Here is a 21,222-nt window from a genome sequence, read left to right on the forward strand (position 1 = left end):
TGGGATGACAGGACAGGCAATTCTATACAAAATCATCCACTAGCAACAGGCTTGTGGCTGGAAGTAGAGACAATTTCCTGCACAATCAAACTACCTACCATGTCACCTTCCACATTCACAGTAGTGCGTATGGTATCCAGCAAGCGGTCTATAGGCAGCAGAATGGCTATCGCCTCTGCCGGCAGGCCAACTGACTGTAATACCATCACCATGGTCACCATCCCTGCACTGGGAATACCCGGTGCACCCAACGACGCCAGCATTGCCATGAAAAACACTATGAGCTGCTGAACCAGATTAAGTTCCACACCAACCAGGTTGGCAATAAACAAGGCGGCAGAAGCCTCGTACAAGGCCGTACCATCCATATTGATCGTGGCGCCAAGCGGGACAACAAACCCGGCAATATCCCGTTTCACACCCAGTTGCTGTTCGGTACAGCGCATGGTGACAGGCATTGTGGCAGAGCTGGAGCTGGTCGCAAATGCTGTTACCAGCGCATCACGTGCTCCTTTCCAGAATCGCCAGGGCGTCACCCGGGTCACTGCATACAGAATCCCGGGTAGGATAATGACACCATGCACCAACGTAATCCCGACCACCAGCAACATGAATTTTCCCATGCTGGAAAAAAGGTGGGCATCCTGCGTTGCAACCAGCTTGGTCAGTAGTGCCATGATACCCAACGGGGCAAGGCGCATGACCCACCCGACAATCATCATGACCAGGTCGAATGCTTCCTGCATCAAATCAAGCAAATGGCGATAACGCTGGCCGCCGACCACAATGGCAATGCCCACAATCAGGGAGAAAATCACCACTGCCAATACATTGTTTTGCGCCAGTGCCGTAAAAGGATTCTGGAAAAGGCTCAACAGGAAGGTACTGAAAAACTCGCTCAGCGTAAGTTTCTCGCTGTGGAAGTCCTGCATGGCATCAGCAAACATGCCGAGATGCAATCCGGCTCCCGGCTTGAAGATATTGGTTGCCACAAGTGCCAGCAGCACCGCAATGGCCATGGAAATACTAAAAAACACCAAGGTGGATACCCACACACGGTGCATTTGCTTGTGGGCCTGCAAGTTGGCGACGCCAACCACAATAGATGTAAACAGCAACGGCACCAGCACCATTTTGAGCAGGGCAACGAATACACCGCCCATCACGGTGCTGGCATACAAGCCAGCCGCCTGCACGGTTGAGTCCGGTGCCAGGCGCCCCAATATCACTCCCAGCAATATACCCAGAACTGCACCAAGCAATATCTGTGTATTCAGGCTGGGAAACTTCATGCGCTCTCCTTAGGTAGTCAGCTCAAACACAGCAGCAAAAAAACCATCGGTTTCATGCTTGTTTGGCAACAATTTTAGATAATGTCCGGTATCGAGCTTCACTTGTTGCTGTGCCAAAATCTCGCCGGCATTCAACAACTTGAACTGGGGATGGGCGGCCAGGAAAGCCTCAACCAGTTGCTCATTCTCTTCAGCCAGCAGACTGCATGTAGCATATACCAGTTTGCCTCCCGCCTTGACCAATCTGGCCGCACGCGCCAGGATGGCACCCTGCTTGGCAGTCAGCTCGGCAACATCTTCAGCGGTCTGCTTCCATTTGAGATCGGGGTTGCGGCGCAATGTTCCAAGCCCGCTACATGGTGCATCCACCAGCACACGGTCAAACTTGCCGTTCAGACGTTTGAGCTTGGAGTCATTTTCACTGCTGATCACCTGGCTATGCAGATTGGATAAGCCTGAGCGTTTGAGGCGTTGCCCCAGGTTATGCAATCGCTTTTCCGACACATCGAAAGCGTAGAGCCTGCCAGTATTACGCATCAACGCACCCAGTGCCAATGACTTGCCACCTGCACCGGCACAGAAATCTGCAATCATCTCACCCCGACGAGGCGCTACCAGCAAGGCAAGCAACTGACTGCCTTCATCCTGCACCTCAATCTTGCCGTCGGTAAAAAATGGATGACGATTGATAGACATACGCTGCGGCAACCTGATTCCTGTTGGCGCATAAGGTGTCGCTTCAGCAGCGGCCTTTTCGCTGGCAAAGCGTGCCAGCACTTCGTCGCGATTGCTCTTGATCAGGTTCACACGCAAATCAAGGCTGGCCGCTTTGTGCATGCTACGCGCAATTGCCAGCGCATCTTCTTCACCATATTGCGCTGAGAGGCGCTGCCACAACCATTCCGGCAGGTCAGCCTGCACAGCCAGGCTCAAGTCTTCCGTCGGTTTTGCCTTGATGGCCTGCGCCCACTCTTTCTGTTGCTTATTCAGCAACTCGTCCAGTTCACGCAGACTGCTTCCCTGTATCCTGACCAGCCATGCCACCAGCAGGCGGCGTGGGTCTTCACTCGCCGCCACATAAGTAAGAAAAGATTTGCGTCGCAGCACGCCATACACGGATTCCGCGATCCAGCCACGCTCCTTGTTCCCCAGCTCCCGGTGCTGGCGGAAGAAACTGCCCAGCTTGGCATCTGCCGGGCCAGTGTTACTCAATACATCCGCCAATACCATCCCGGCAAGTCTCAATACACTCTGATTCATATACTCATTTCATTCAATATTCAGGCAGGAATCTGCGCCATCATGCAGGCACCGTTTATTCCACCTTGATGCCAGTCAGCACTTGTTCTATTTTGCTGCCCTTGTCATCCTTCATCATCAGCTTCACTGGCAGATAATGCTGCTCCACGCCCAACCATAGCTCCTTGCCATCGTCATCAGCCTCTGCAGCCGCTTCATGCAGATGCACCACTTTGAACTTGCCTGCCACTGTTTCCAGTGTTTCACCTGATGTATCAACATTGTAGTGATAGGTGCGCAACTTCTTGCCGGTCGTCACAGGCAACCTGAACTCGCTGCCGCTCGGTGGTGCAAACATGAATTGATAGATAAAGCTACTGAGATCCTGTGCCCCTGACTCCAGTGGCACACTGTTGAGCTTGCCCTTGATTTTCATCTTGAGCTGTCCGCTATCCCAGTCAAAATCGGTATACAGCGCACGTTTCTCATTATCTCCCTGGTGCAACTCAAAGTGCGAGGGTTTCAGGCCCTGTGCAGTCACTTCGCCCTCGCTCGTAAGTTTGCGCTCACCAAACAAGGCATAGACACCAACGCCCTTGGTGACACTCTCGATGCGGTAACGATTGCCTTCCTGCTGGTAGGTTTCATTTACGGTCGCAAACAGCTGGCCGTTACGGCTGGCTTCATAGGTAAGCTGGACCTGCTTGGGCGCAGCCATTGCCAGACTGCTGACACAAAGCAATATCAGGCTGAGTATTCGGATACGGTATATGGACATTTAGCCTCCCGGAACATGAAGGGCGATGCACTGCACCGCCCTGAACAAACACTTCAAGAAGTGCTGATGGACATTCTGTTGGCAACTGAATGTCCGTTTAGTTCTTTATACGACAACAGTAGGTGCCTCACCTGCCGCCTGGGTACGGATACGCCCGATCTGCCAAACTTTCTCGCCTTCGGCCGCCAGCAACGCCTGGGCAGCGGCAGCATCCTGCTCAGCCACAATGACCACCATGCCGACGCCACAGTTGAAAGTACGGTACATTTCCTGATCCGTAACATTGCCCTGCTCCTGCAACCAGGAGAATAATGGCGGCATATCCCAGCTTCCCTGGCGCACTTCGGCAGTCAGGCCGGCCGGCAGTACACGCGGCACATTTTCTGTAATCCCGCCACCTGTGATATGCGCCATGCCCTTGACCTTGACGCTTTCCAGCAACTTGAGGATGGGCTTCACGTAAATACGGGTTGGCGCCATGACTACATCACGGAAAGAGCGGCCATAGAAATCGCTGTCCATATCCACTCCAGACATATCGATCAGTTTCCGCACCAATGAATAGCCATTGGAATGCGCGCCATTGGAGGCCATGCCCAGCACCACATCGCCTTCTGCGATACTGGAGCCATCAATCAGAGCGTCCTTGTCAGCAGCGCCTACCACAAACCCGGCCAGATCATATTCGCCATCCGGATACATACCGGGCATTTCCGCAGTTTCGCCGCCCACCAGCGCGCAGCCGGACTGTTCGCAACCAGCGGCAATACCTTGCACTACTTGCGCGGCCACATCGACATCCAGCTTGCCACAAGCAAAATAATCCAGGAAAAACAATGGCTCGGCACCTTGCACCAGAATATCGTTGACACTCATGGCGACCAGGTCGATCCCCACCGTGTCATGCTTGTTCAACTGGAATGCCAGTTTCAGCTTGGTTCCCACACCATCCGTGCCAGAGACCAATACCGGATTCTTGAATTTTTTAGGTACTTCAAACAGGGAGCCGAAACCACCTATTCCACCCAGAACTTCCGGACGCATGGTGCGCTTTGCGAATGGCTTGATTCTCTCAACCAGGGCATCCCCGGCCTCAATATCCACACCGGCATCGCGATAGCTAATCGAGGTTTTTTCAGAATTCAAGTTGAGTTCTCGCTTTCCACAGGATAAATTTAGACAATTAGAATGTAATTTTACCTGATAATAGTCAGCAAACGATACTAAAGACCGCGGCAGGACAATGCCTTGTATTTCATTGCCTGCCAAAACCTGCTTGCAAGTGAACCACTTTGAAACAATTACTCCTTGATATCCAGCCTCCTGCGGCTCCCAGCCTGGATAATTTTGTCACGGGCCGTAACGCCGAGGCGCTGTTCCAGTTAAAACGCACCCTGCTTGAACACGATGATGCACGCTTCATTTATCTCTGGGGGGAAAGTGGCTGTGGGAAAACCCATCTTGTGCAAGCCTGTAACGCACTTGCCAGCATGTCAGGTCTCAATATGATCTGCGTGGATGACGTTCATCTGCTGTCAGGGGATGAGCAGATTGCCCTGTTTGACCTCTATAACCAGTTACGCGAATCCAATGGATATTTACTGGCAAGCGGCATTGCTGCTCCAGGACAGATGGGTTTACGTGATGACCTAGCCACACGATTGGCCTGGGGCCTGAGTTATCAGTTGCATCCGCTGAGTGACGAGGAAAAGATCCAGGCATTGCAGAATCATGCCAACGCCCGGGGAATGAAGCTGCCGGACGAAGTGCTGGAGTATTGCCTGCGCCACTTGCGCCGTGACATGCCCAACCTGATTGCCACCATCGATGCACTTGATGAGTGGTCGCTGACTGGCAAGCGCGCCGTGACCCTGCCCCTGCTGAAGCAGTTATTGCAGGAGTCTGCTGTACATCCAGGATAATTTTCAGCTACCGCTCATGTCACGGTAATTGCATGGTGACCGCTCTGGCCTTTATTGTCATGCCATTCCACACTGATGGTATCTCCCGGGACCACGCCTGCCACATAAAACACAAGGCGGGGATCACGCGCAACGCTGGTACTCCATTGCGCTTCCATGACCTGCCTGCCATTGTGGCGTGCCTGCACCAGCTGTATGAAATGAACCGTCGCTCCTGTACCAGAATCCTGCTGGACATGCCCAGCCAGCATGGGATGTAACATCCTCAGCTCAACTGCCGCAATCCCATTATCCAGATCGACCTGCATACTGATAGTGCCCATTCTGCTTACGTTCACCTAACTTCACGTCACCGTGACATAACAGCGCGCCTGATAATACTTTCCTGCAGCCTGGACAACCACTTCAACATCCTGGCTTGCAGCCAGCATGATATCCGTCCTGATACAGGGACACGCTCCCTGCGCGAAAGAAAAATTCGCTATCAGTGGTACAAAGTTCTTTTCAGCGAAAATTGCAATCGCTTCCGTCCCTGCGATATGGCTCATGACCGACATGGTGACAGCACTCCCCTCCTCGGCAAACGCGGGCAGCACAATGTCAATCATGCCATCCTGGACAGTATCCACTCGCGCGGCGGCCTTATCTTCCCCATCGCTGCCCACCGACTTTCCCGACTCGCGCCAGACAGCCGCTATGCCTTGCCATGGCATCAGCAAAGAAACAGCACACCATTGCAAGATCCTGCGCCGCTTGATTCCAGCCGTGGCCATCAATCGCGCTTCTTGTCATCCAGTTGCTGGCGCAACTGCTTCAACCGTGCCTCAACGATGGATCGCTCATAGAAATCACCACCTTTTACCTTGGTGGCAAGATCCATCTGCTCCACAGCGCCACGTAAATTGTAGCGCCGTGCATATGCTTCTCCCTGTGCCTGGTGCATAAGCAAAGTGTTACCCTGCATGCTGTAAAGACGCGCTTTCAACTCATAAAAATAAGGATCATCGGGAAACCGCGATTGCTTGTCTGCAATCAGTTGCAATAATTTGCCCCCCTGCCTCGAGGCTAGGAGATGGTCAGCATATGCATAAATCAATGCCCGGTACTCAGGATAATGCCGCAATGCGTCCAGATATTGCTGTTCCGCTACCGCAGGGCTTTTTCCGGTAACAGCCACCCTGGTGGCCAGGGTTTCTATCATGGCATTGGCTACCGCATTCTTGCGTAACCAGGCCACCTCTTCTGCCGCGCCGGGCAGGTCATTCTTGCGCAGCATCGCCAACGCAATACCATAATGCTGGGCAGCTTCATTGGTGCGGTTGTTTTCTTCCAGATTGATGCGGAACAAGTTGATCGCACTATCTGCCGTGCCTATATTGGAAAGCAGTTTTGCCTTCACAAACTGGAATTCCGGGTTTTCCTGCACCATACGGAAACTGCTGCCCTGCTCGACCCGGTTCCGCACATCTGCAATCCGCTCAACCGTCAGCGGATGGGTACGCAGGAAAGCCGGCGCACTGCCTTCAGAGAACCGCGTGCCCTTTTGCAGGGTTTCAAAAAAGGCCGGCATGGCATGCGCATCAAATCCTGCATCCGCCATAATCTGCAAACCTACGCGATCCGCCTCGCGCTCATGCTCACGCGTATAATCAATCTGCTTCTGAATGGCGCTGGCACCTGAAGTTACCAGCGCGCCTGAGGTCAATTGTGGATTGCTGCGCGCTGCAAGCAAAGCCAATGCCATGGTGGCCATGCTGATGACAGAGTCATTTTTCTGTTTTGCCAGCATACGCGCAAGATGGCGCTGCACCACGTGTCCGATTTCATGTCCCAGCACCCCGGCCACTTCTGATTCATTTTTTGCCGCCAGCAATAACCCGGTATGCACGCCAATCACGCCTCCGGGCATGGCAAATGCGTTGATGCTGTTATCCTTGACGACAAAAAAATTGAACTGCTGGTATTTATCCGAGCTGTTCTCGGCCAGTTTATGTCCAAGGCCGTCAATATAGTCATTGATTTCCGGGTCTTCCAGCACCTGGTTGCTGGCATAGACATCCCGCATGATTTCATCTGCAATCCGTTGTTCATCCAGCGGAGACATGACTGTTGCAGAGTAATCACCCAGTTCAGGCAAGCCATCTGCGAGTGCAAACGGCACGGAACATAACAAGAATATGATTGGATAAAGCGCTTTCATCGTTGCTATGATAGCAACCTATAACACCAAGTTCACTAGCCGCGGAACATTACCGGCAATATCACGGACACTCACATGAATAATCTCACCCATTTTGATGCCAGCGGACAGGCCCATATGGTCGATGTTGGGGAAAAAGCAGAAACCAGGCGCGTGGCTGTTGCCTGCGGCAGTATCCACATGCAGGCCGAAACACTCGCCACCATAGAGTCAGGTGACGCCAAAAAAGGGGATGTGCTGGGAATTGCACGAATAGCTGCCATACAAGGCGCCAAGCGCACTTCTGAGCTCATTCCACTCTGCCACCCCATCCCACTGACCAAGGTGAGCGTAGAATTTCATATAGAGCGACCTGCACACACCGTACATTGCCGGGTGACCGCTGAAACTGTTGGCCGCACTGGCGTTGAAATGGAAGCATTGACTGCCGCCAGCGTCGCCCTGCTGACTATTTATGATATGTGTAAAGCCATTGACCGAGGCATGACCATACGCGAGATACGTTTATTGGAAAAACTGGGTGGCAAGTCAGGCCACTGGCAAGCCGGGTAAAGTCACCACTTACTTCTTACGCGCACGAGGATGTGCCGCATCATACACTTTGGACAAATGCTGAAAATCCAGGTGCGTATATACCTGGGTAGTACTGATATTGGCATGCCCCAGCATTTCCTGCACAGCGCGCAAATCCCCGCTGGATTGCAATACATGGCTGGCAAAACTATGTCGTAACATATGCGGATGCACGTCACTACTGATATCCTGCCTGAGCGCCCATTGCTTGATGCGATACTGAATGGCGCGACCACTGATACGATTACCGTAGCGGTTCAGGAAGACTGCCTGCTGACCCTGAGAGGCTACAGGTTGACGCATCTCCAACCAATGCTGCATGGCCTTGATCGCCTGGCTTCCTATAGGAACAATACGGGTTTTGTTGCCCTTGCCTGTCACGGTCACTATCCCTTCAGCCAAGTTCAGGTTATCAAGGTCAAGCCCAGTCACTTCGGAAAGACGCAGACCTGAAGAGTAGAATAACTCCAGCATTGCCCTGTCCCGCGCCGAAAGTATGTCCTCACATTCAATATCCACCAACTGTACAGCCTGATCGACTGCCAATGCTTGCGGAAGGGATCTGGGAGACTTGGGAGCACGCATGTCATGACATGGATTAGCAGTAGCACCATGCCGCTTGACAAGAAAATCAAAAAAACCACGCCACCCTGAAAGCTGGCGGGCAATGGTCTTACCACTCAAGCCGCGCCCATGCAGCATGGCAATAAAGCGGCGGATATGGACAGGCTGCAGCTCTGCAACCGCAAACTGCCCCTTGAGTTCAAACAGCACGTCCAGGTCACGGCGGTAATTCTGTATGGTCAGCGGGCGCAAACCCCGCTCAAATTGCAGGTATTCAAGATATTGCTGCAATTGATCCATGGCTGTTACACCGCAATATGTCTCAGCAGCGCGGCACTGACCAGCTCGCCAATCCGCTTCAGGTATACCGTATCCATCTCCGGCCTGAAACGTTTTTCATCATCACTGGCAAGCACTAACAACCCAAGCACCTTCTCCCCCTTCAATGGGATCGCAGCATAAGATACAGGGCGTGCATCAGTGCCAAACCAGCCTTGCAATGGCATGCCTGGCTGGTGACCACAATAAGGGGCACTCAGGCTGCTCGCCCAACGCTGCATTTCCTGGTCCACAGTAGCAAATACTGAGAGTTTGCTGTTTTCAGCCGTACGCGGCGCTGACCACAGGCGTACACTGACATATGGCACATGAAAATCCTCACGCAGGCTATGCTCCAGCAATGCCAGCATAACTACCAGCTCTTCAGTCGCCAGCAATCCCAGGCTCAGCCTGTGCACTTTGTCGCTGATGGCATCATTTTCCTCACCCAGCTTGATCCATTGCGCCAGCCTGGCGTCCAGTACACGGATACGGTCACGCTGTGCCAGTTGCTGGCGTTCTGCCAGGGAAATCGTACCCTGGCCATGCGGGCTGGGCAGATACAACTCGGTCAGCAAATGCGCATGCTGTTCGAAAAACTGCGGATGCGCCCGCAGGTAAGTGGTCACTTCATATTCAGTGGTCTGTGGTTCGTTCTGATGTTCTTGTTCTTCCATACCCATTCCTTGCCATTGCCATTCCGGCGGTTAAATATCAATACTGCCTTCAAATACTGTTTCAGCAGGCCCTGTCATCAACACGGGTTGATGCTCGCCATGCCAGCTAATGGACAGCTCTCCTCCACGCGTCGTCACCCGCACAGGCGATTGCAATATCCCTCTCCGGATACCGCTGACCACGGCCGCACAAGCGCCTGTCCCGCAGGCCAGCGTTTCGCCACTGCCACGCTCGAACACGCGCAGTTGTATATGATGTGGGCTTACCACCTGCATGAAACCAGCATTCACCCGTTGTGGAAAACGCTCATGTTTTTCAATCAGGGGACCAAGACTCGCCACCGGCGCAGTTTGCACATCCTCGACCAGCATCACGGCATGTGGATTCCCCATCGAAACCGCTGATATTTCCAGGGTCTGTTCACCTACAACCAATGCATACGTCACTGCCGCTGCATCTGCCACAAAAGGAATCTCATCAGGTTGCAAACGCGGTTCACCCATATTGACCGTCACCAACCCATCATCTTCCAGCCTGGGCTGGATAATACCCCGTGCAGTCTCCACCCTGATCTCGGATTGGTCCGTCAAGGCCTTGTCATGCACAAAGCGCACGAAACAACGGGCACCGTTACCGCACTGCTCCACCTCACCACCATCCGCATTGAAGATGCGATAGCGGAAATCCACACCCGGCACTGTAGGTTGTTCCACTAATAGCAACTGGTCAAAGCCAATGCCAAAATGCCGGTCTGCCAAGCGCTGGATAGTGGCTGCATCAAGGTTTACGGGGGCACTATAGCCATCAATCACAACGAAATCGTTGCCTATGCCCTGCATTTTGGTAAAAGTAAGTTTCATCTTTTTAATCTTTGTCAGTTGCGCATCACGCGGAGACGCCATTTATTCCAATGCGTCAAAAAACTGCTTATGCATCGCGTCCCTTGCCATAGGGCTTGGGCCGCTTGAACCTGCGATAGCTCCACAGATATTGCTCCGGGCATTGTCGCACCAGCGCTGCAATTTCCTGGTTGATATTCTCAGGTGTAGGTTCCAGTTCCAGAGGACGGATATGTACCACATAGCCGCGCCCATATGGAAGTCTCTCCCCGAAAGCCAGCAACACCCTGGCCCCTGAAGTTTGAGCCAGCTTACCGACCAACGTCATGGTATAAGCCGGTGTGCCGAAAAAATCCGCCCAGACCCCTTCACCAAACTCCGGTACCTGATCTGGCAATATGCCGACGGCTTCACCCTGTTTCAACGCCTTGAGCAGGCTACGCACCCCGCTCATATTGGTAGGCACCTGCCTGACCTGGCTGCGGTTACGTCCCTCATCAATCAACGGTGCAAGCCATTTCTGGCGTGCCGGGCGGTATAACACTGTAATCGGGTAGCGCGCCGCATAATAAAGTGCGGTGATTTCATAACATCCAAGATGCGGCGTGAGGAAAATAATCCCCTGGCCTTTCGCCCTTGCCGCTTCCACATGCTCCCAGCCATGACACGCTTTTACCCAGTCGAGGATACGCGGTTGCGGCCGGAACCAGATCGCGAATGTCTCGACCAGGCCCTTCCCGGTTTCTATGATACTGCGTCGCACCAGGCGCTTATATTCATCCGCAGTCCGGCAGATGCCTGCTATCGTCAGACTCTTGCGAGTCCGGCGCAACATTTTCTGGGAGAGGAAATAAAAGCCCCAGCCCGCCAGCACACCAACCCCATTAATCAAGCGCAGCGGCAACAGCGCAAATAATCGCAATAATGCTTTAAGCATGAACTTCTTTTTGAAACATCATGATTTTGCTATTCTATCAACCTTTTGCACGATTGATTTGGCAGAAGCTCATGAGCGAATATCTATTTACATCCGAATCTGTCTCCGAAGGCCATCCCGACAAGGTCGCCGACCAGATCTCGGACAGCATTCTGGATGCCATCCTTGAGCAGGACCCCACTGCGCGCGTGGCAGCGGAAACCCTGACCAATACTGGCCTGGTGGTATTGGCAGGCGAAATCACCACCACTGCCAATGTCGACTACATCAAGGTAGCCCGCGATACCATCAAGCGTATCGGCTATGACAATGCCGATTACGGCATTGACCATAAAAGTTGTGCAGTGCTGGTGGCCTATGACAAGCAATCTCCCGATATCGCCCAAGGCGTGGACAATGCCAATGACGACCCGTTGGACCAGGGAGCAGGCGACCAGGGCCTGATGTTCGGCTATGCCTGCGATGAAACACCACAATTGATGCCGTTGCCGATCTGGCTTTCTCATCGTCTGGTGGAACGCCAGTCACAATTACGTAAGGATGGCCGCCTGCCATGGCTGCGCCCGGATGCGAAAAGCCAGGTTACCATCCAGTACGTGGACGGCAAACCGCACAAGATCGACACCGTGCTGCTATCCACTCAGCATGCGCCAGACATCACACTGGAACAGGTGCGCGAAGCCGTCATCGAGGAAATCATCAAGCCCACACTGCCTGCAGAGCTGGTCAAAGGCGATATCAAGTTCCTGGTCAACCCGACCGGACGTTTCGTCATCGGCGGCCCGCAAGGCGATTGCGGCCTGACCGGGCGCAAAATCATTGTCGATACCTATGGCGGTTCTGCCCCTCATGGCGGTGGCGCCTTCTCCGGCAAGGATCCTTCCAAGGTTGATCGTTCTGCCGCCTACGCCGGACGCTATGTTGCCAAGAATATCATTGCCGCAGGACTAGCCTCCCGCTGTCTGGTACAGGTTTCCTATGCCATCGGGGTCGCCCAGCCCACCAGCGTCATGGTGGAAACCTATGGCACAGGCAAGGTTTCCAACGAAGTTCTGACACAGCTGGTGCGCGAACATTTTGACCTGCGCCCCAAAGGCATTGTGCAGATGCTGGACCTGCTGCGCCCGGTTTACTCCAAGACTGCCGCTTACGGCCACTTTGGACGCGACGAGCCCGAGTTCACCTGGGAAGCTGCAGACAAAGCTGCCTTGCTACGCACGGCAGCAGGTCTCTGACCTGCATCATGACCAGCACGGAGAGCCTTCCGGCTTTCCGTGCTCCACATCCTCAGTTACAAATCCTCCCAAACACACTATAATGCCGCTTCTACCGAGGAACGTTGCAAGGACGGATTTCCCCAGGCTCGGTTGACGCAGCACACTGCGTAAACGACGTTCACCAGATTGACATGTACCGGTCATGGAATGGTGAAGCGTCATACTCACAGACTTTCCCCTTTTCATCACTGACCCTAATATTCCGTGCGTATACTGCACCGCGACGTTTAATGTTTTAAAGGATGAATTACTGTGGCGAATACCCAAGACTATGTCATTGCCGACATAAACCTGGCTGAATGGGGCCGTAAGGAAATCAAGATTGCCGAGACCGAAATGCCGGGGCTCATGGCAATCCGTGAAGAATACTCTGCAACCAAGCCACTGCGTGGTGCACGCATTACCGGCTCTCTGCATATGACCATCCAGACCGCCGTGCTGATCGAAACACTACGCGACCTGGGAGCGGAAGTTCGCTGGGCTTCCTGCAATATCTTCTCCACCCAGGATCACGCAGCCGCAGCCATTGCAGCACAAGGGATTCCGGTATTTGCCGTCAAGGGTGAGTCTCTGGATGAATACTGGGACTACACCCACCGTATTTTTGAATGGACTGATGGCGGCTACAGCAACATGATCCTGGATGATGGCGGCGATGCCACCCTGCTGCTGCACCTGGGCACCCGCGCCGAAGCGGATGCCACCATCCTCAATCACCCCGCCAGCGAAGAGGAAACCAGCCTGTTCCAGGCTATCAAGGCCAAGCTCGCGCAGGATGCCAAATGGTACTCCACCCGCCTGTCCAAGATTATCGGCGTGACCGAGGAAACCACCACCGGCGTACACCGCCTGTACCAGATGCACAAGGAAGGCAAGCTGGCATTCCCCGCCATCAACGTCAATGATTCCGTCACCAAATCCAAGTTCGACAACCTCTATGGTTGCCGCGAATCCCTGGTGGATGGCATCAAGCGTGCTACCGACGTCATGGTCGCAGGCAAAATTGCCGTGGTGGCAGGTTACGGTGACGTAGGCAAGGGCTCAGCACAAGCCTTGCGCGCGCTCTCTGCCCAGGTGTGGGTGACCGAGATAGACCCAATCTGCGCACTACAGGCCGCGATGGAAGGTTACCGCGTAGTCACCATGGATTATGCCGCCGAGCATGGGGATATTTTTGTCACCGCCACCGGCAACTATCATGTGATCACCCATGAACACATGAAAAAGATGAAAGACCAGGCCATCGTCTGCAACATCGGTCACTTTGACAACGAAATCGAGGTTGCTGCGATCGAGCAATACCAATGGGAAGAAATCAAGCCGCAAGTGGATCACGTGATCTTCCCTGATGGCAAGCGCATTATCCTGCTGGCCAAGGGCCGCCTGGTCAACCTGGGTTGTGCCACCGGCCACCCCAGCTATGTCATGAGCTCCTCTTTTGCCAACCAGACCATTGCGCAAATCGAGCTGTTCACCAATACTGGCAAGTATCCAGTCGGCGTATACACCCTACCCAAGCACCTGGATGAAAAAGTAGCCCTGCTGCAATTGAAGAAACTCAATGCGCAATTGACCACGCTGTCCGATGAACAGGCCGCTTATATCGGCGTCAACAAACACGGCCCGTTCAAGCCAGATCATTACCGCTACTAAACCCATGCCCGGCATTTGCCGGGCGCACTCAAGGAGAATGGCAAAATGAAACTATTGATCGTCTGGTTGTTGAATGCACTGGCACTGCTGGCAGTGGCCTATCTGGTGCCTTCCATTCACGTGGCGGGCCTGACCAGTGCCCTGGTGGCGGCAGCCATCATCGGCTTAGTTAACATGCTGATCCGTCCTGTACTGGTGATCCTAACCCTGCCGGTCACCGTGCTCACCCTGGGATTGTTCCTGCTTGTCATCAATGGTTTGCTGTTCTTCTTGGTCGGTCATATCCTGAATGGCTTCGAAGTGCAGACCCTGCTTGCGGGCATTATCGGCGCTGTGCTCTACAGCCTGATTTCCTGGGCGTTGATTGCCCTGATTCTGGGCACCAAAGATTAATACTTTTTCGTAATAGGTTTTAAATGAACGCTGTTCCTGTGATTAGCTTTGAGTTCTTCCCGCCCAAGACAGCGGATGGCATGGAAAAACTGCGCAATGCCCGTACCCAACTTGCCGCATTTGCTCCCCAGTTTTTCTCTGTCACCTTTGGCGCAGGCGGCTCCACCCGTGACCGCACTTTCGAAACTGTTGTCGACATCCAGCAGGCCGGTTTCGAAGGAGCACCCCACCTTTCCTGCATTTCTGCCGACAAGGCGGAAATCCGCGATCTGCTGGCGCAATACCAGGCGCAAGGTATCAAGCGCCTGGTAGCGTTGCGCGGTGATATTCCCTCCGGAGAAGTCAGCAGCGGGGATTTCCGCTATGCCAATGAACTGGTGGAGTTCATTCGCGCCGAAACCGGCGACTGGTTCAAGATTGAGGTAGCGGCCTATCCGGAATTCCATCCGGAATCATCGTCCCCGGGTGCTGACATACAGCACTTTAAGCACAAGGTGGAAGCAGGGGCAGATGCTGCCATTACGCAGTACTTCTATAATGCGGATGCATATTTCCGTTTCATGGACCAATCGCGCAAACTCGGTATCGACATTCCCATCGTTCCCGGCATCATGCCCATTTACAATTTCACCCAGCTTGCGCGTTTTTCCAGTGTATGCGGCGCAGAGATTCCACGCTGGCTGAGATTGAGATTACAGGATTACGGTGATGATCTTGCTTCCTTGCGCGCCTTCGGTGCGGAAGTAGTCCGGACACTATGTGAGCAATTGTTGGCAGGTGGCGCGCCCGGCCTGCATTTTTACACACTGAACCAGGCCGGCACGATCACCTCTATCCTGGAACAGCTTGACCTCCAACAGCGATAGTCATCATTCCGGCAGATCAGAGAGTAATCTGCCGGAATGATCTACACAATGACAACAGCGCTTAATGCAGGGTAGAGCGGTTATCGTTGAACATTGCATCTTCAACAAACAGGTAATCGCTAGCCCGATCCTGGTTCCATAACACCATCAGCGTAATCCAGCGAACCTCGTCCAGGCCAATCTCGGTTTGCGACAAAGCCATGGCACGATCAATCACCAACTCGCGCTGTGCAGAAGTCAGCACCTTGGCCTGCTCCAGGAACATCATAAAACTCAGACTGTCGGTATTGATCTTATTGATTTCAGCCTCGCTGTATATGCGGAAGCCGCAATGACCAGCGTGAGACACACCTGCATCAGCCATCGCTTCAAGCACGTTATACCAATCCACCGCTCCGTTGATATCGTCTTGATCAAAACCAGCAGCAAACAGCTCTTTAGAAAGTGTATCGTGGTCGGGATGGATATCTGACTCAAAGTAATTTTCAAACATATACACCAAGACTTCGAACATACATTCCCCAATCAGAATGACCCGGGTGACCCCGCGCTATACCTGGACAAACGGCAATGTCGAATCGCCAGTTGTCGTGTTGATATGCTGCACAGAGTTAGGCGACACGCTGGAAACGCCCTCCCGGTAAAGAAGTGACTTTACCTTCCAACTCCAGCACTAGCAGCATGGCCGAAAGGATTTCCGGCGTCAAGCTGCATCTTGCTGCCAGCACATCAATACCCACAGGGTCATAACCCATCTCATCAAGTAAAGGGTGGCATTCGGACGGGTGCTCAGACAACGGCACATCAATGCGGGGTGCAATCTTCATTTCATCCAGGATGTCCTGCGTACCCTCCACCAGTTTTGCCCCCTGCTTGATCAATTGATGACATCCTTTAGCCAGCGGCGAATGGATGGATCCCGGAATGGCAAAAACCTCGCGCCCCTGTTCCGCCGCCAGCCGCGCCGTAATGAGTGATCCGCTCTGCACATTGGCTTCAATCACTAGGCATCCCTGGCTCAGACCACTGATAATACGATTCCTGCGTGGAAAATTCTGGGCACGTGATGGTGTCCCCAGGGCAAACTCGGAGACTATCAACCCATGCTCTGCAATTTGATGAGCAAGGTTGCGGTGCCGGGCCGGGTAGACAATATCCAGCCCAGTCCCGACCACCGCAATTGTTTTTCCGCCCACTTTCAGCGCCCCGCGGTGCGCAGCGCCATCAATGCCTAGTGCCATCCCACTGACAATACATAAACCATGCTGGCTCAAGGCTGCCGAGAACTCTTCGGCATTTTTCTCTCCTTGCGGGCTGGCATGACGACTCCCGACCACAGCAATGGAGGGCATATTGAGCAGTTTCAGGTCACCTTTGGTGTATAGCAGTGGAGGAGGGTTGGGAATATCCAGTAACGCTTGCGGGTAACTGGCATCTGCCAACGTCACCAGATGGTTGCCAGCCTGTTGCAGCCAGGCTGCAATCATCAATTGCAACTCTTCTGCAGGTCCTGCCGTAATGGCATTGGCAACGGTATCCGGCACGATGTCACGCAAACGCTGACGACTGGCACTATATATCTGCTCTGGTGAACCGAAAGCGGCCAATAACTGGCACAACATCTGGCTACCCAGGCCCGGAACCAGACTGAGGCTGACCCAGAGCCCTGCTTCTTCTTGATGAGTACTGGCAAGCGTCATTTCATCACAACCTGGCAGTGAGTTAATACGGTTTTCTGTAAGATGACAGGTATCCTTTCCCAATACTTACGCAGCGGCGCAATATCACGGGAAAAATTTATCGGAGACGTGATAATCGGCAAAATAGGGCAACAAGAAGCAAGCGGCGTTATAATGCGTCCATACATGGCGTGTATGTCCTCCATCATTCAGTGAATACACACATTAATTGATACGTTGCAACCAGCAACGAATTCTGCTTTCAATATTTTAAACAAGCAAGCATTTATGGCACTTTTGAATATCCTGACATATCCTGATCCGCGCCTGCATCAGGTAGCGGCACCTGTCGAAACCGTCGATGATGACATCCGGCGGCTGGTGCGTGACATGGCAGAAACCATGTATGCAGCGCCTGGCATAGGCCTGGCTGCCACCCAGGTTGATGTGCACAAACAAGTGATTGTCATGGATCTGTCCGAAGATAAAAGCGAGTTGCGCGTATTCATCAATCCTCGCATTGTGCAGGCTTCCGGTACCCAGCAATATGAAGAAGGCTGCCTGTCCGTACCCAATATCTATGATACGGTCACACGTGCCGAAAAAGTGACCGTAGAAGCGCTGGATGAACATGGCAAACCCTTCTCGCTTGAAGCAGAAGGGCTGCTTGCCGTCTGCATCCAGCATGAAATAGATCATCTGTTGGGCAAGGTGTTTGTGGAATATCTCTCTGGCCTCAAGCAGACCCGCATCAAGAACAAGCTCAAAAAGCGCCAGCGTGAACGCGCCTGATACCCCGATATGAAAATCATCTATGCCGGCACTCCGGAATTTGCCGTCCCTGCATTGGCAGCCCTGATCCAGTCCTCCCATGAAGTCAGCCTGGTGCTGACCCAGCCAGACCGGCCTGCCGGGCGCGGCATGAAACTGAAGCCCAGCCCGGTCAAAACCCTGGCACTGCAGCACAACATCCCAGTCTTGCAGCCGGAGACACTGAAGGACGAAGCGGTCCAGGCCCGTATAGCCGCAGAAGAGGCAGATGCGCTGGTGGTCGCGGCCTATGGCCTGATTATCCCTACCGCTGTCCTCAATATGCCGCGCCATGGTTGCTTCAATATCCATGCGTCCCTGCTGCCACGCTGGCGTGGCGCAGCGCCGATACAACGATCCCTGCTTGCAGGTGACCAGGAAACCGGCGTTACCATCATGGAGGTTGTACCGGCGCTGGACGCTGGCGCCATGATCATACGTGGTGTCTTGCCCATCACTGACCAGGATACTGCCCAGTCCCTGCATGATGGGCTTGCAGATATCGGGGCCAGACTCATGCTGCAGGCCATGAACCAGCTGGAACAGGATGGCATGCTGACCGCTGAACCCCAGGATGAATCCCTGGTCACTTATGCGGAAAAGCTGCAGAAAGCTGAAGCTGCCATCAATTGGAATCAAAGTGCCGAAGCAATATCCCGCCAGGTACGAGCTTTCAACCCGTTCCCGGTAGCGCAAAGCACTCTCAAGGGTGAAACCTGCCGCATCTGGATGTGCCGTGCATTGCCTGGTAGTGCAGCGGCTGGGGTCATTCATTCTGTTGATGACGGTATCATTGTCGGCTGCGGTACAGGACTGCTGAAAATCGAGGAGTTACAGTTACCGGGCGGCAAGCGCCTCAAGGCACGGGACTTTCTGGCAGGCAATCCCTTATTGCCGGGCGAGAGGTTTGGCCACTAGATCATGGATACACCTCCTGCGAAAAATTCACGCCTTCACTTGAATTTTCTTCCCTGACCGCTATCTAAATGTGGCAATCTTTCTCAGGCAAGCTCATTTGCCTCACACAGCGAATTTATTGGAGTAAGTCAGAATGGTAGGTAATTGGCTCAAGACGTCCATCCTCATGGCAGGGATTGTCGTATTGTTTGGCACAGTGGGTGCTGCTCTAGGCGGAGCAGGTGGCATGCTGATCGCATTATTGATCGCAGCTGCCATGAATGTCTATGCGTACTGGTTTTCCGACAAGGCCGTGCTCAAGATGTACAACGCACGGGAAGTCGATGCCACCAGCGCCCCGGAATTCTACAATATGGTGAGTGAGTTGGCCCGCAACGCAGAACTCCCCATGCCCAAGGTCTATATCATAGATGAAGCGCAACCCAATGCCTTTGCCACAGGCCGTAATCCGGAAAATGCTGCAGTGGCGGCAACCACCGGCATCATGCAGTTACTCACGACCCGTGAACTGCGTGGGGTCATGGCGCATGAGCTGGCACATGTCAAACATCGGGATACGCTGATTTCCACTATTTCGGCCACCATTGCCGGTGCCATCTCATCCATCGCCCAGTTTGGCATGCTGTTTGCCCATGGCAGAGATCGCGGCGTACACCCCGCGGTCGCCATCCTGATCATGATCCTGGCACCGATTGCCGCCATGCTGATACAAATGGCCATTTCCCGCGCACGTGAGTTCGAGGCAGATCGCGCTGGAGCAGAAATCTCTAACGATCCGACAGCACTCGCTGCCGCATTACAGAAAATACACAGTTATGCCCATAAGATTCCTCTGGAAACAGCAGAACAACATCCTGAAACTGCGCAAATGATGATTATCAACCCACTCTCCGCCGACGGCATCAAGGGTTTGTTCAGCACTCATCCCCAGACTGAGGAACGCATCGCAAGACTCATGGCCATGGCAGCCTAAGTATGCAGATATCGCAACAGCTGGCCGCGCAAGCAGTAGGACAGGTATTGGGAGGGCGTAACTTATCCGTCGCACTTGAGGAGTTGTTCCAGCACCATCGCAACATCACGCCACAACAACGCGCTACAAGCCAGGACCTCGCGTATGGCACGATACGCTTCCACACCAGACTGGAGGCATTTCTGCAACAGCTATTGCAGAAACCATTGACTAACGCCTTCATTCACCACTTGCTATTGGTCAGCCTGTATCAGCTTGTCTACGACAAGGCTGGCGCACATACTGTGGTCAACCAGGCTGTGCTTGCTGCAGAAAAATCACGCAAAACCTGGGCCAAAGGCTTGGTCAATGCAGTCCTGCGCAACTTTCTGCGCCAGCGCGAAGCATTGGAGCAGCGCCTGCCAGACAACGAAGCCATACACTATTCCTATCCCCAATGGTGGATCAATAAACTCCGGCAGCAATATCCCGATCACTGGCAAGCCATGCTGGAAGCAGGCAACCAGCACCCTCCCATGACCTTGCGCATCAACCAGCGGCATATGGCAACGCCGGATTACCTGCATCTCCTGCAGGCTGAAGGCTGGGACGCCAGACAGGTGGGCGAGCAGGCCATCATGCTGGGCAAGGCCGTGCCCGTGCATCAATTGCCTGGGTTTGGGCAAGGGCATGTTTCTGTCCAGGATTGGGGTGCCCAGTTTGCGGCACAAGAACTGGATGTAAGTGCAGGCATGCGTGTGCTGGATGCCTGCTGCGCACCTGGTGGCAAGACCGGTCATATCTTGGAGCTGGCCGATGTCGACATGTCAGCGATGGATAATGATGCCAGCCGCCTGGAAAGGGTCCGGCAGAACATGGAGCGCCTGCAGCTGAACGCAACCCTTGTACAAGGCGATGCCGGCTTGCCGCAAGCATGGTGGGATGGTGTACCCTATGATCGCATTCTCGCGGATGTTCCCTGTACAGCTTCCGGCATCGTACGCCGCCACGTGGATATCAAATGGTTGCGCCGGGCACAGGATATCGAGACATTCTCCAAGCAACAGAAGGGGATATTGCAGGGTTTGTGGCGACTATTGGCAAAGGGTGGTAAATTGCTTTACGTGACATGCTCTGTGTTTCATGAAGAAAACCGGCAGCAGATCGAGCAATTCCTGCAGTCTCATGACGATGCACGCTTATTGCCTTTCAAGCATGTCGAATTAACAAACAATCACGGACAATTACTTCCCGGTACAGACCATGACGGCTTCTTTTACGCTTTGCTGCAAAAAGTTTAGGCTGTTCCTATTATTACTTACCTTTCTCAGTTG

23 protein-coding genes and 1 riboswitch are annotated in these 21,222 nt (G+C 53.5%); of the genes, 10 read left to right on the forward strand and 13 right to left on the reverse strand.

The features are described 5' to 3' along the window. Window positions 1-32: 32 nt before the first annotated feature. The 4 genes from CHB59_RS05275 to purM form a co-directional block, all read right to left on the reverse strand. A complete protein-coding gene (locus CHB59_RS05275) occupies window positions 33-1,292 on the reverse strand; it encodes a dicarboxylate/amino acid:cation symporter (RefSeq protein WP_089375200.1) in 1,260 nt (419 codons plus the stop codon). A gap of 9 nt (window positions 1,293-1,301) precedes the next feature. Continuing rightward, the gene (locus tag CHB59_RS05280) at window positions 1,302-2,552 is read right to left on the reverse strand and encodes an RsmB/NOP family class I SAM-dependent RNA methyltransferase (protein WP_089375201.1); all 1,251 of its coding nucleotides are present in this window, start codon (window positions 2,550-2,552) and stop codon (window positions 1,302-1,304) included. Window positions 2,553-2,607: 55 nt separating this feature from the next. Beyond that, window positions 2,608-3,309: a DUF3108 domain-containing protein gene (locus CHB59_RS05285; RefSeq protein WP_089375202.1), complete on the reverse strand. Its 702-nt coding sequence runs from the start codon at window positions 3,307-3,309 to the stop codon at window positions 2,608-2,610. 105 nt (window positions 3,310-3,414) lie between these two features. Continuing rightward, on the reverse strand, window positions 3,415-4,455 hold the full coding sequence (gene purM / locus CHB59_RS05290) for a phosphoribosylformylglycinamidine cyclo-ligase (protein WP_089375203.1): 1,041 nt from the start codon (window positions 4,453-4,455) through the stop codon (window positions 3,415-3,417). Window positions 4,456-4,601: 146 nt separating this feature from the next. On the opposite strand from purM, the gene CHB59_RS05295 reads away from it, so the two are divergent. After that, window positions 4,602-5,231 carry an HdaA/DnaA family protein gene (locus CHB59_RS05295; protein ID WP_089375204.1) on the forward strand — a complete coding sequence of 210 codons (630 nt, stop codon included), beginning with the start codon at window positions 4,602-4,604 and terminating at the stop codon, window positions 5,229-5,231. 14 nt (window positions 5,232-5,245) lie between these two features. On the opposite strand, the gene CHB59_RS05300 is transcribed toward CHB59_RS05295, so the two are convergent. From CHB59_RS05300 to CHB59_RS05310, 3 genes are read right to left on the reverse strand one after another with little or no spacing between them, the layout of a single operon-like run. Continuing rightward, window positions 5,246-5,569: a thiosulfate oxidation carrier complex protein SoxZ gene (locus CHB59_RS05300; protein ID WP_143738693.1), complete on the reverse strand. Its 324-nt coding sequence runs from the start codon at window positions 5,567-5,569 to the stop codon at window positions 5,246-5,248. Window positions 5,570-5,575: 6 nt separating this feature from the next. Continuing rightward, window positions 5,576-6,004 (reverse strand): thiosulfate oxidation carrier protein SoxY, encoded by a 429-nt coding sequence (locus tag CHB59_RS05305; RefSeq protein WP_089375206.1) that lies wholly within the window; start codon window positions 6,002-6,004, stop codon window positions 5,576-5,578. Continuing rightward, the gene (locus tag CHB59_RS05310; protein ID WP_245835042.1) at window positions 6,004-7,392 is read right to left on the reverse strand and encodes a M48 family metallopeptidase; all 1,389 of its coding nucleotides are present in this window, start codon (window positions 7,390-7,392) and stop codon (window positions 6,004-6,006) included. The genes CHB59_RS05305 and CHB59_RS05310 overlap by 1 nt, the downstream gene beginning before the upstream one ends. Window positions 7,393-7,506: 114 nt before the next feature. On the opposite strand from CHB59_RS05310, the gene moaC reads away from it, so the two are divergent. Beyond that, window positions 7,507-7,983, forward strand: coding sequence for a cyclic pyranopterin monophosphate synthase MoaC (gene moaC, locus CHB59_RS05315; RefSeq protein ID WP_089375208.1), 477 nt, complete (start codon window positions 7,507-7,509; stop codon window positions 7,981-7,983). Between the two features lie 9 nt (window positions 7,984-7,992). Here moaC and xerC read toward each other — a convergent pair whose 3' ends face one another. From xerC to CHB59_RS05335, 4 genes are all read right to left on the reverse strand, one after another. Then, the gene (xerC, locus tag CHB59_RS05320) at window positions 7,993-8,868 is read right to left on the reverse strand and encodes a tyrosine recombinase XerC (RefSeq protein ID WP_089375209.1); all 876 of its coding nucleotides are present in this window, start codon (window positions 8,866-8,868) and stop codon (window positions 7,993-7,995) included. Between the two features lie 5 nt (window positions 8,869-8,873). After that, on the reverse strand, window positions 8,874-9,563 hold the full coding sequence (locus tag CHB59_RS05325) for a DUF484 family protein (protein ID WP_089375210.1): 690 nt from the start codon (window positions 9,561-9,563) through the stop codon (window positions 8,874-8,876). Between the two features lie 30 nt (window positions 9,564-9,593). Further along, the gene (gene dapF / locus CHB59_RS05330) at window positions 9,594-10,424 is read right to left on the reverse strand and encodes a diaminopimelate epimerase (RefSeq protein WP_089375390.1); all 831 of its coding nucleotides are present in this window, start codon (window positions 10,422-10,424) and stop codon (window positions 9,594-9,596) included. A gap of 67 nt (window positions 10,425-10,491) precedes the next feature. Then, window positions 10,492-11,340 carry a lysophospholipid acyltransferase family protein gene (locus CHB59_RS05335; protein ID WP_089375211.1) on the reverse strand — a complete coding sequence of 283 codons (849 nt, stop codon included), beginning with the start codon at window positions 11,338-11,340 and terminating at the stop codon, window positions 10,492-10,494. A 71-nt stretch (window positions 11,341-11,411) separates the two neighbouring features. Here CHB59_RS05335 and metK point away from each other — a divergent pair, with 71 nt between their 5' ends. The 4 genes from metK (at window position 11,412) to metF (ending at window position 15,529) form a co-directional block, all read left to right on the forward strand. Beyond that, on the forward strand, window positions 11,412-12,575 hold the full coding sequence (gene metK, locus CHB59_RS05340) for a methionine adenosyltransferase (RefSeq protein ID WP_089375391.1): 1,164 nt from the start codon (window positions 11,412-11,414) through the stop codon (window positions 12,573-12,575). Between the two features lie 90 nt (window positions 12,576-12,665). Then, window positions 12,666-12,744, forward strand: a riboswitch (S-adenosyl-L-homocysteine riboswitch). 119 nt (window positions 12,745-12,863) lie between these two features. Further along, on the forward strand, window positions 12,864-14,270 hold the full coding sequence (ahcY, locus tag CHB59_RS05345) for an adenosylhomocysteinase (protein ID WP_089375212.1): 1,407 nt from the start codon (window positions 12,864-12,866) through the stop codon (window positions 14,268-14,270). A gap of 45 nt (window positions 14,271-14,315) precedes the next feature. Next, on the forward strand, window positions 14,316-14,663 hold the full coding sequence (locus CHB59_RS05350) for a phage holin family protein (RefSeq protein WP_089375213.1): 348 nt from the start codon (window positions 14,316-14,318) through the stop codon (window positions 14,661-14,663). 23 nt (window positions 14,664-14,686) lie between these two features. Further along, window positions 14,687-15,529 carry a methylenetetrahydrofolate reductase [NAD(P)H] gene (gene metF, locus CHB59_RS05355; RefSeq protein WP_089375214.1) on the forward strand — a complete coding sequence of 281 codons (843 nt, stop codon included), beginning with the start codon at window positions 14,687-14,689 and terminating at the stop codon, window positions 15,527-15,529. A gap of 61 nt (window positions 15,530-15,590) precedes the next feature. On the opposite strand, the gene CHB59_RS05360 is transcribed toward metF, so the two are convergent. Both CHB59_RS05360 and dprA read right to left on the reverse strand, forming a co-directional pair. Next, entirely contained in the window at window positions 15,591-16,043 is a 453-nt protein-coding gene (locus CHB59_RS05360) for a Smg family protein (RefSeq protein ID WP_089375215.1), read from the reverse strand. A gap of 97 nt (window positions 16,044-16,140) precedes the next feature. Next, window positions 16,141-17,229, reverse strand: coding sequence for a DNA-processing protein DprA (gene dprA / locus CHB59_RS05365; RefSeq protein ID WP_089375216.1), 1,089 nt, complete (start codon window positions 17,227-17,229; stop codon window positions 16,141-16,143). Window positions 17,230-17,496: 267 nt separating this feature from the next. On the opposite strand from dprA, the gene def reads away from it, so the two are divergent. From def to rsmB, 4 genes are all read left to right on the forward strand, one after another. Next, window positions 17,497-18,000, forward strand: a complete 504-nt coding sequence (gene def, locus CHB59_RS05370; RefSeq protein ID WP_218816211.1) for a peptide deformylase — start codon at window positions 17,497-17,499, stop codon at window positions 17,998-18,000. A gap of 9 nt (window positions 18,001-18,009) precedes the next feature. Next, window positions 18,010-18,936 (forward strand): methionyl-tRNA formyltransferase, encoded by a 927-nt coding sequence (gene fmt, locus CHB59_RS05375; RefSeq protein WP_089375217.1) that lies wholly within the window; start codon window positions 18,010-18,012, stop codon window positions 18,934-18,936. 133 nt (window positions 18,937-19,069) lie between these two features. Then, window positions 19,070-19,909, forward strand: a complete 840-nt coding sequence (gene htpX / locus CHB59_RS05380) for a zinc metalloprotease HtpX (protein WP_089375218.1) — start codon at window positions 19,070-19,072, stop codon at window positions 19,907-19,909. Window positions 19,910-19,911: 2 nt separating this feature from the next. Next, entirely contained in the window at window positions 19,912-21,189 is a 1,278-nt protein-coding gene (rsmB, locus tag CHB59_RS05385) for a 16S rRNA (cytosine(967)-C(5))-methyltransferase RsmB (RefSeq protein WP_089375219.1), read from the forward strand. Window positions 21,190-21,222 lie beyond the last annotated feature (33 nt).

The organism is Methylobacillus rhizosphaerae (assembly GCF_900187985.1).
Lineage (GTDB): Bacteria > Pseudomonadota > Gammaproteobacteria > Burkholderiales > Methylophilaceae > Methylobacillus > Methylobacillus rhizosphaerae.